Here is an 8199-nt window from a genome sequence, read left to right on the forward strand (position 1 = left end):
TGCCGTCGAAAGAGAGCATCGTGCGCCGTCTTAACTTCTGCCAGTGGGTGGAGGCGTCCGACCCGTGGATTGACAGCGACACATGGATGAACTGCGAGCAGGACTTTGATCCCGAAGATTTGGCGGGCGAAGAGTGCTATGGCGGTCTGGACCTGTCCGGTTCACGCGACCTTACGGCGCTGGCGCTTTACTTCCCGAAGTCCAAAAAGCTTTTAGTTGAGTTCTGGACGCCAAAAGATTCTCTGCTTGAGCGCGCTAAGACTGACCATGTTCCCTATGATGCCTGGCTGCGTAACGGCTTTATTCACGCGCCGCCGGGTAAGGCGGTCAACTACGGTTTTGTCGCGGTGCGCATCGGTGAGCTGGCGGCCAGATACGATATTAAGTGCATCGCGTTTGACCAGTACCGCATTAAGTATCTGGAGCCCGAACTGGAAAGCGAGTCTGTGAGCGTTGACCTTGTTCCGCACGGTCAGGGCTTTTACAAGGCTCAGGAGTCCGGGCTGTGGATGCCGCGCTCTATCGAACTGTTTGAGGAGCATCTTAATAACCGGGTGCTGGTTATCCGACCCAATCCCTGCCTGCGCTGGAATGCCGCCTCTGCGGTGCTTGAGGCTGACCAGAAGGACAACCGCATATTTGCCAAAAAGAAAAGTACCGGCCGCATCGATGGTGTGGTGGCTTCCGCTATGGCGATTGGTGCAGCAGAGGATGCGGTGCTGGTGGACAGCGGCGATCCTGATGACTTTTTTGATGATCCGATCATGGTAGGTATCTGATGAAGGAAAAAAAACGGCCGGGTCGCATTAAGAGCGCGATTGTTAACTGGCTTGGTGAGTCGATTGGACTTAATGACGCCGCGTTCTGGCAGGAGTGGTACGGCACAAGCAGCAGCGGAAAGGTCGTCACGGCAGAGAAAGCGCTGGCGCTGGCCTCTGTCTGGGCCTGTGTGCGCCTGCTGAGTGAATCGGTCTCAACGCTGCCGATGAAGGTATACGAACGATCTGCTGACGGCTCCCGCAAGCTGGCGCTCAATCATCCGGCTTATCAGCTGCTATGCCGCCGTCCCAACAGTGAGATGACGCCGTCGCGCTTCATGCTGATGGTGGTTGCCAGCATCTGCCTGCGTGGTAATGCCTACGTTGAGAAAAAAATGATCGGCCAGAAGCTGGTTTCTCTGGTGCCGCTACTTCCTCAGAGCATGAAGGTTGAACGGCTCGACAGCGGGGAACTGCAGTACACCTACACAGAGAAGGGCGTACCGCGCATCATTCCGGTTAAAAACATGATGCACATCCGGGGGTTTGGTCTGGATGGCGTATGCGGAATGATGCCGATGCGCACCGGGCGTGACGTGTTTGGCGCGGCAATGGCGGTAGAAGAATCAGCCGCAAAAATTTTTGAAAACGGTATACAGACGTCAGGCTTCTTTCTGTCAAAGAACCTGCTGACCAAAGAGCAGCGACAGAAAAACCGCGAAAACCTCAACCGGTTCGTTGGTTCGAAAAACGCCGGCAAGGTGATGGTGCTTGAGGGCGACATGTCCTATCAGGGCATCACCCTGAACCCTGAAGACGCTCAGATGCTGGAATCACGATCGTTCAGCATTGAGGAGATTTGCCGCTGGTTCCGCGTACCGCCGTTTATGGTCGGTCATGTAAACAAGCAGAGCAGCTGGGCATCAAGTGTTGAAGGCATGAACTTGCTGTTCCTGACGAATACGCTTCGCCCGATGCTGGTGAATATTGAACAGGAGATTTCACGATGCCTGCTCAACGGCGATGAAGACTTATTCGCTGAGTTCTCTGTTGAAGGCCTGCTGCGTGCTGACAGTGCGGGGCGTGCGGCCTATTACACCACCGCGCTGCAGAACGGCTGGATGTCCCGTAATGATGTGCGCCGCCTGGAGAATCTGCCTCCGATTGAAGGTGGCGATATTTACACGGTGCAGCTCAACCTTACACCGCTTGAGGATTTGCGCAAAAACAGCCAGGCCGTAAACGCTAAGCTGCTGCGCGAAGTTCACGACGCGGTTTTCCCGGACATTCCTATCGAACAATCACCGCTTAAACAGGCGGCTTAGGAGCAACCCCAATGACAGTAAAAAGTCTTCCGGCAGCGCCGGAGGGGCGGCCTTTTGCGCGCGAAAATCGCGACCTGCCGTCCTCTGCAATGGAGCGCTGGAACGGCGGTATCAAAGCCGCAAAGAGTGATGAAAACAGCATTTCCGTGTTCGACGTAATTGGCGCTGACTGGTACGGCGATGGCGTTACCGCCAGCCGCATTGCGGCGGCGCTCCGCTCAATCGGCGGTGCTGACGTGACGGTGAATATCAATTCGCCCGGCGGCGACATGTTTGAAGGCCTGGCGATTTACAACCTGCTGCGTGAATACGAAGGGAAAGTCACCGTTAAAGTGCTGGGCCTCGCTGCTTCTGCTGCCTCGATTATCGCGATGGCCGGTGATGAGGTCCAGATTGGTCGGGGTGCTTTCCTGATGATCCATAACTGCTGGGTGTATGCGATGGGCAACCGTCACGACCTGCAGCAGATTGCGGCCGACATGGTGCCTTTTGATAAGGCAATGAACGATATCTATGGCGCGCGTACCGGTCTGGATGCCGCCACCATCGACGCGATGATGAATGCTGAAACCTATATCGGCGGCAGCGATGCGGTTGAAAAAGGTTTTGCGGATCGCCTGCTGGCGGCAGATGAGATTTCTGACGGCGACGACAGTCCGGCGGCTGCGCTACGCAAGCTGGACGCGATGCTGGCAAAAACCGATGCGCCGCGCTCCGAGCGTCGAAAACTTCTTAAAGCATTAACCGGCGGCAAGCCTGGCGCTGCTGCCACCCCTGAAGGTATGCCGGGCGCTACCGACGAAATCAATCCCGAAAATATTGCTCAACTTCAAAACGCGCTGGCCGCGTTCGGCAAATAAGGAATTACCATGTCAGATGTAAATGAGTTACTGAAAAAAGTATCTGCAAAGCTGGAAGAGGTTTCCGGTACCTTCAGTCAGAAGGCTGAAGATGCGCTTAAAGAAGCAAAAAGCTCTGGCCAGCTGTCTGCCCAGACCAAGGAAGCCGTAGACAAAATAGCCACTGAGTTTAACGCGCTGACGGAGGCTAACAAGGCCCTGAAAGCTTCGCTGGGCGATCTGGAACAGCACGTTGCGCAAATGCCGCTTGCGCATGCAAAAAACGTTATCGAAACAGTGGGCGGCCAGGTAGTTTCCTCCGAAGCGCTGAAAGCATTTTCAGCGAGCATCGAAGGCAACAAGCGGCTGAGCATCCCTGTTAAGGCTGCGCTGCTGTCCGTCAACGTGCCGGGCCAGATTGTTGCGCCTGACCGCCTGCCGGGCATCGATCAGCAGCCTAAACAGCGCCTGTTTATTCGCGATCTGATTGCACCGGGCCGCACTGAATCCAATACCATCTACTGGGTGCAGCAGACCGGCTTCACCAACAATGCGGCGACCGTCGCTGAGAACACCAAGAAGCCATACAGCGATATCACTTTTGCTGAAAAAATTACACCGGTCCGCACTATCGCGCATCTGTTCAAAGCCGCCAAGCAGATTCTGGACGACATGCCGCAGCTGCAGTCTACGATTGACGCCGAGCTGCGTTACGGCCTGAAGTACGTTGAAGAGCAGGAAATTCTGTTCGGTGACGGCACCGGCACGCACCTGAACGGTATCGTACCGCAGGCATCTGCATACGCTGCCGCCTTCACCGTGGCGAATCAGAGCGGTATCGATGATCTGCGACTGGCTATGCTGCAGGCTCAGCTGGCACGCTTCCCGGCCTCCGGCCATGTTCTTCACTTCATCGACTGGGCGAAGATCGAACTGACTAAGGATACGCTGGGCCGTTACATTCTGGCGAACCCGGCAGCGCTGACCGGTCCTACCCTGTGGGGTCTGCCGGTTGTCGCGACCGAAGCGGCTGCGTTCCAGGGTAAATTCCTGACCGGCGCATTCAATGCCGGTGCGCAGATTTTCGACCGCGAGGACGCCAACGTGGTTATCTCCACCGAAAACGCCGACGACTTTGAGAAAAATATGATCTCAATCCGTTGTGAAGAGCGTCTGGCGCTGGCCGTTAAGCGCCCCGAAGCGTTCGTTTACGGTTCCTTCACCGCACCTGCTGCAGCTGCGTAACAGCAATGGCGGCCTTTGGGCCGCCTTTCAGGGAGTTAAATATGAAACTGATTCTGCTTAAACCGAATTATTTCGGCGGCACGGTAGTGTCCGAAGGCAACACCATTGAGACCACCGAGCAGCACGGTCGCGAGCTGATTAAGCTGGGCTATGCCAGTGAGGTGGATGATAGCTCAGAGGAGAAAGCGGCAGCTGAGGCGAAGGAAAAAGCCGAAGCCGAAGCGCTTGCGAAGGCTGAAGAAGAGGCCAAAGCAAAGGCCGCTGCTGAAGCGCAGGAAAAAGCGGATGCTGAAGCCAGCGCGAAAGCGGCAGCTGAGGCGAAGGAAAAAGCCAAAAAATAAGGCGTTGTCATGCTGCTGACACTTGAAGAAATTAAACAGCAGTGCCGACTGGAGAGCGACTTTACGGAAGAGGATCGGCTGCTTGAGCTTTTTGCGCTTGCAGCTGAGGCAAAGGCCGTGACCTACCTCAACCGCAATCTTTATAAAACGGTGGCAGATATTGCACCGCTTGATACGGATGGCATGGTCATTACCGAAGATATCCGGCTTGCCCTGCTGATGCTGGTCAGTCACTGGTATGAGCATCGCAGTTCAGTGTCAGAACTGGAGATGACGGAGACCCCGCAGGCGTTTGAGTTCCTGCTCTACTCGCGCCGTCTGCCAGTTTCGGGGTATTAGCATGCAGCGACGTTCATCAAATACCAGTGCTGTTTACACACTGCCCGATCCCGGTGAGCTGAATAAGCGCATTCACCTGCGCCAGCGCATCGACCAGGCGGCGGCGGACTACGGCACAGAGCCAGTTTATCAGAATGAAAAGGACGTGTGGGCTAAGGTCCGGCAGGTGGGAGCTACCACCTATCACGAATCCGTACAGGCTGATGAAACTATAACCCACTACATGACGATCCGTTATCGCCGGGGCATCACGTCAGATTTTGAGGTGGTTTACGGCGGTTATGTGTATCGCGTTAAGCGCCTGCGCGACCTCAACTCAGCCGGTCGTTACCTGCTGATGGAGTGTGAGGAGCTGAGGGCTGTAGATAGCGACGGAGAGATGTATGGCTAAGCCGCTTCTGCACGTTGACTTTGATCAGCCAAAAGATCTCGTTTTTAACCGGGCCAAAATGCGCCGCGCCTTCATCCAGATTGGTCAGGTGCATATGCGTGATGCCCGGCGTCTGGTTATGCGTCGCGGCCGATCTGCTCCCGGTGAGTATCCGGGTTTCAGAACCGGAAGGCTGGCGCGGTCTATCGGCTATTACGTTCCCCGCGCATCAAAAAGCCGTCCGGGCCTGATGGTGCGCATTGCGCCAAACCAGAAGCGGGGCGAGGGAAACAGGCTCATTGATGGCGACTTTTACCCCGCGTTTCTGTTCTACGGCGTGAAGCGTGGCGCTAAGCGCAGGAAGAGCCACCACAAAGGCAAGTCTGGTGGGAATGGCTGGCGGGTTGCGCCGCGTAAAAACTACATGACCGAAGTGCTGGAGGCTCGCAAGACGTGGACGCGCTATGTGCTGAGCCGCGCGCTGCGCACCTCCCTGCGTCCTGAAAGGAAAAAGAAATGAAGCTATCACTGGTGATCGCCGCACTCCGGGCGAGATGTCCGATGTTTGCGGGCAACGTGGCCGGGGCGGCTGAATTCAAGTCCATCCCCGAAACCGGAAAGATGAAGCTGCCGGCAGCGTATGTTGTTCCGACAGAAGACGTCACCGCTGAGCAGGAGTCCCTGACCGACTACTGGCAGAAAGTGACCGAAGGCTTTGCGGTGGTCGTGGTGCTGGACAATACGCGCGACGAGCGCGGTCAGGCGGCAGGGTATGACGCCGTGCATGACGTGCGACAGCAAATCTGGAAGGCGCTGCTGGGCTGGGAGCCTGATTCAGATGCAGGCCCGGTGGCGTATTCCGGCGGTCAGCTTCTGGATATGGATCGGGGTCGCCTCTACTACCAGTTTGAATTCATGCTGACGCGGGAAATCACCGAAGAAGACACGCGCCAGCAGGATGATCTCGACGCCCTGGACGAGCTTAAAACGGTCGACATCAATGTTGATTATATCGACCCGGGCAATGGTCCTGACGGCATTATCGAACACCACACCCAAATCAACCTCAGCGAGTAAATCATGCAAATCAGACCCAAGCGCGGGCGGTCAGTTCCTGACCCTGTCCGGGGCGATCTGCTGCCTTCAGAAGGCCGCAACGTCGAAGAGAGCAGCTACTGGCACCGCCGCATTGCGGATGGTGATGTCGAAGAAGTCAGCGTGGAAGAAGAAAAACCCGCCGCTGACGCCAAGAAAAAGGGCGGTGAATAATGTCAGTCTCGTTCCCTACTATTCCGTCAGATCTCCGCGTGCCGCTGTTCTGGGCGGAGATGGACAACAGCGAAGCGAACACCACGCAGAGCAGCGGTCCGTCGCTGCTGATTGGCCTCGCCTCAGCTGACAGCACCATCGTGAAAAACAAACTCACCATCATGCCGTCTGCCGCGCTGGCGGGTAAGGTGGCAGGCCGTGGCAGCCAGCTGGCCCGTATGGTGGCACGGTATCGTGCTGTCGATCCGTTCGGTGAGCTGTGGGTTATCGCGGTAACTGAGCCTGAAGGCGAGACTGCTGAAGGCACGCTGACGCTGACCGGCAATGCTCAGGCGTCAGGTTCGCTAAGCCTGTATATCGGCGCAGATCGTGTGCAGGCCGCCGTAGTGACAGGAGATGCTCCTGCAGCCGTGGCCGCGACGCTGGCCGCTGCCATTAATGCCAATGCTGACCTGCCGGTGACTGCCGCTGCTGCGGCTGGAGTCGTGACACTTACCGCCCGTCACAAAGGGCTTACCGGCAACAGCATTCCGCTGGCGCTGAACTACTATGGCACCGTGGGCAGCGAAACAACGCCTGACGGCGTTAACGTTGCGATTTCCGCGATGGCTGGCGGCACGGGCTCACCGTCACTGGCTGCGACCGTGGCCGCGATGGGCGATGAGCCGTTTGACTTCATCGGTACCCCGTTCAGTGATTCCGCCTCGCTGGCGACGCTGGCGCTGGAGATGAACGACTCTTCCGGTCGCTGGGGCTATGCGCGTCAGCTTTACGGACACGTTTACACCGCAAAAATCGGCACGCTGTCAGACCTGGTGGCCTTTGGCGACACCTTGAACAACCAGCACATTACCGTAGCCGGTTATGAGCCTGCCGTTCAGACGGCGGCAGATGAGCTGGTTGCGCTGCGCACCGCCCGTAATGCCGTGTTTATCCGCACTGACCCGGCGCGCCCGACGCAGACCGGTGAGCTGACCGGCGCCTTACCGGCACCGGCAGGCAGCCGCTTTACCCTGACCGAGCAGCAGTCGCTTCTGAAGCACGGTATCGCTACGGCTTACGCTGAGAGCGGCGTGCTGCGCATTCAGCGCGACATTACCACCTATCAGAAAAACGCCTATGGCGTGGCGGATAACAGCTACCTGGACAGCGAAACGCTGCATACCAGCGCCTACGTTATCCGTCAGCTGAAAAGCATCATTACCAGCAAGTATCCGCGTCATAAGCTGGCGAATGACGGTACGCGCTTCGGTCCGGGGCAGGCCATCGTGACACCTGCTGTATTGAAGGGTGAGATGTGCGCCAGCTATCGCACGATGGAACGAGCAGGGATCGTGGAGAACTTCGATCTCTTCAAGCAGCATCTGGTGGTAGAGCGCAACGTCAGCGACCCGACCCGCGTTGATGTCCTGTTCCCGCCGGATTATGTCAACCAACTGCGCGTCTTTGCGCTGCTTAATCAGTTCCGTCTGCAATACAGCGAGGAGACCGCGTAATGGCAAAGATTGCGGGTACAGCATACGTCAAGGTGGACGGCCAGCAGCTGTCGCTGACTGGCGGCATCGAGGTGCCGATGAACACTAAAGTGCGTGATGACGTGATCGGCCTTGCCGGTGACGTGGATTACAAAGAGACGCACCGAGCGCCTTACGTCAAAGGCACCTTCAAGGTTCCGAAGGCGTTTCCGGTCACCAAGCTGATGGATTCAGACCA

At 56.9% G+C, this 8199-nt stretch carries 12 protein-coding genes; all 12 read left to right on the top strand.

Features of this window, described 5'->3' with window-relative positions; translation table 11 throughout:
* Nucleotides 1-779, top strand: a 779-nt coding sequence (locus JS46_RS22190) for a terminase TerL endonuclease subunit (RefSeq protein ID WP_033755922.1), incomplete at its 5' end; no start/stop codon positions are given.
* Nucleotides 779-2083 carry a phage portal protein gene (locus JS46_RS22195; RefSeq protein ID WP_033755923.1) on the top strand — a complete coding sequence of 435 codons (1305 nt, stop codon included), beginning with the start codon at nt 779-781 and terminating at the stop codon, nt 2081-2083. The genes JS46_RS22190 and JS46_RS22195, both read left to right, overlap by 1 nt.
* Nucleotides 2084-2094: 11 nt before the next feature.
* On the top strand, nt 2095-2943 hold the full coding sequence (locus JS46_RS22200; RefSeq protein ID WP_033755925.1) for a head maturation protease, ClpP-related: 849 nt from the start codon (nt 2095-2097) through the stop codon (nt 2941-2943).
* A 9-nt stretch (nt 2944-2952) separates the two neighbouring features.
* Nucleotides 2953-4167: a phage major capsid protein gene (locus JS46_RS22205; RefSeq protein WP_033755927.1), complete on the top strand. Its 1215-nt coding sequence runs from the start codon at nt 2953-2955 to the stop codon at nt 4165-4167.
* A gap of 41 nt (nt 4168-4208) precedes the next feature.
* The gene (locus tag JS46_RS23120) at nt 4209-4508 is read left to right on the top strand and encodes a hypothetical protein (protein WP_235213028.1); all 300 of its coding nucleotides are present in this window, start codon (nt 4209-4211) and stop codon (nt 4506-4508) included.
* Between the two features lie 9 nt (nt 4509-4517).
* Entirely contained in the window at nt 4518-4847 is a 330-nt protein-coding gene (locus JS46_RS22215) for a head-tail connector protein (protein WP_010246528.1), read from the top strand.
* Between the two features lies 1 nt (nt 4848).
* Nucleotides 4849-5238, top strand: coding sequence for a phage head closure protein (locus JS46_RS22220; protein WP_033755929.1), 390 nt, complete (start codon nt 4849-4851; stop codon nt 5236-5238).
* Nucleotides 5231-5737, top strand: coding sequence for a hypothetical protein (locus JS46_RS22225; protein ID WP_033755930.1), 507 nt, complete (start codon nt 5231-5233; stop codon nt 5735-5737). Before JS46_RS22220 ends, JS46_RS22225 begins: the two co-directional genes overlap by 8 nt.
* Nucleotides 5734-6294, top strand: a complete 561-nt coding sequence (locus JS46_RS22230; RefSeq protein ID WP_033755931.1) for a transposase — start codon at nt 5734-5736, stop codon at nt 6292-6294. Before JS46_RS22225 ends, JS46_RS22230 begins: the two co-directional genes overlap by 4 nt.
* Nucleotides 6295-6297: 3 nt before the next feature.
* Nucleotides 6298-6486 (top strand): DUF2635 domain-containing protein, encoded by a 189-nt coding sequence (locus JS46_RS22235; protein ID WP_033755932.1) that lies wholly within the window; start codon nt 6298-6300, stop codon nt 6484-6486.
* The gene (locus tag JS46_RS22240; RefSeq protein ID WP_033755933.1) at nt 6486-7982 is read left to right on the top strand and encodes a phage tail sheath subtilisin-like domain-containing protein; all 1497 of its coding nucleotides are present in this window, start codon (nt 6486-6488) and stop codon (nt 7980-7982) included. The genes JS46_RS22235 and JS46_RS22240 overlap by 1 nt, the downstream gene beginning before the upstream one ends.
* The coding region (locus tag JS46_RS22245) for a phage tail tube protein (protein ID WP_033755935.1) at nt 7982-8199 on the top strand (218 nt) is incomplete at its 3' end. The genes JS46_RS22240 and JS46_RS22245, both read left to right, overlap by 1 nt.

It is taken from the genome of Pantoea sp. NGS-ED-1003, assembly GCF_000738765.1.
Taxonomy (GTDB): domain Bacteria; phylum Pseudomonadota; class Gammaproteobacteria; order Enterobacterales; family Enterobacteriaceae; genus Pantoea; species Pantoea septica.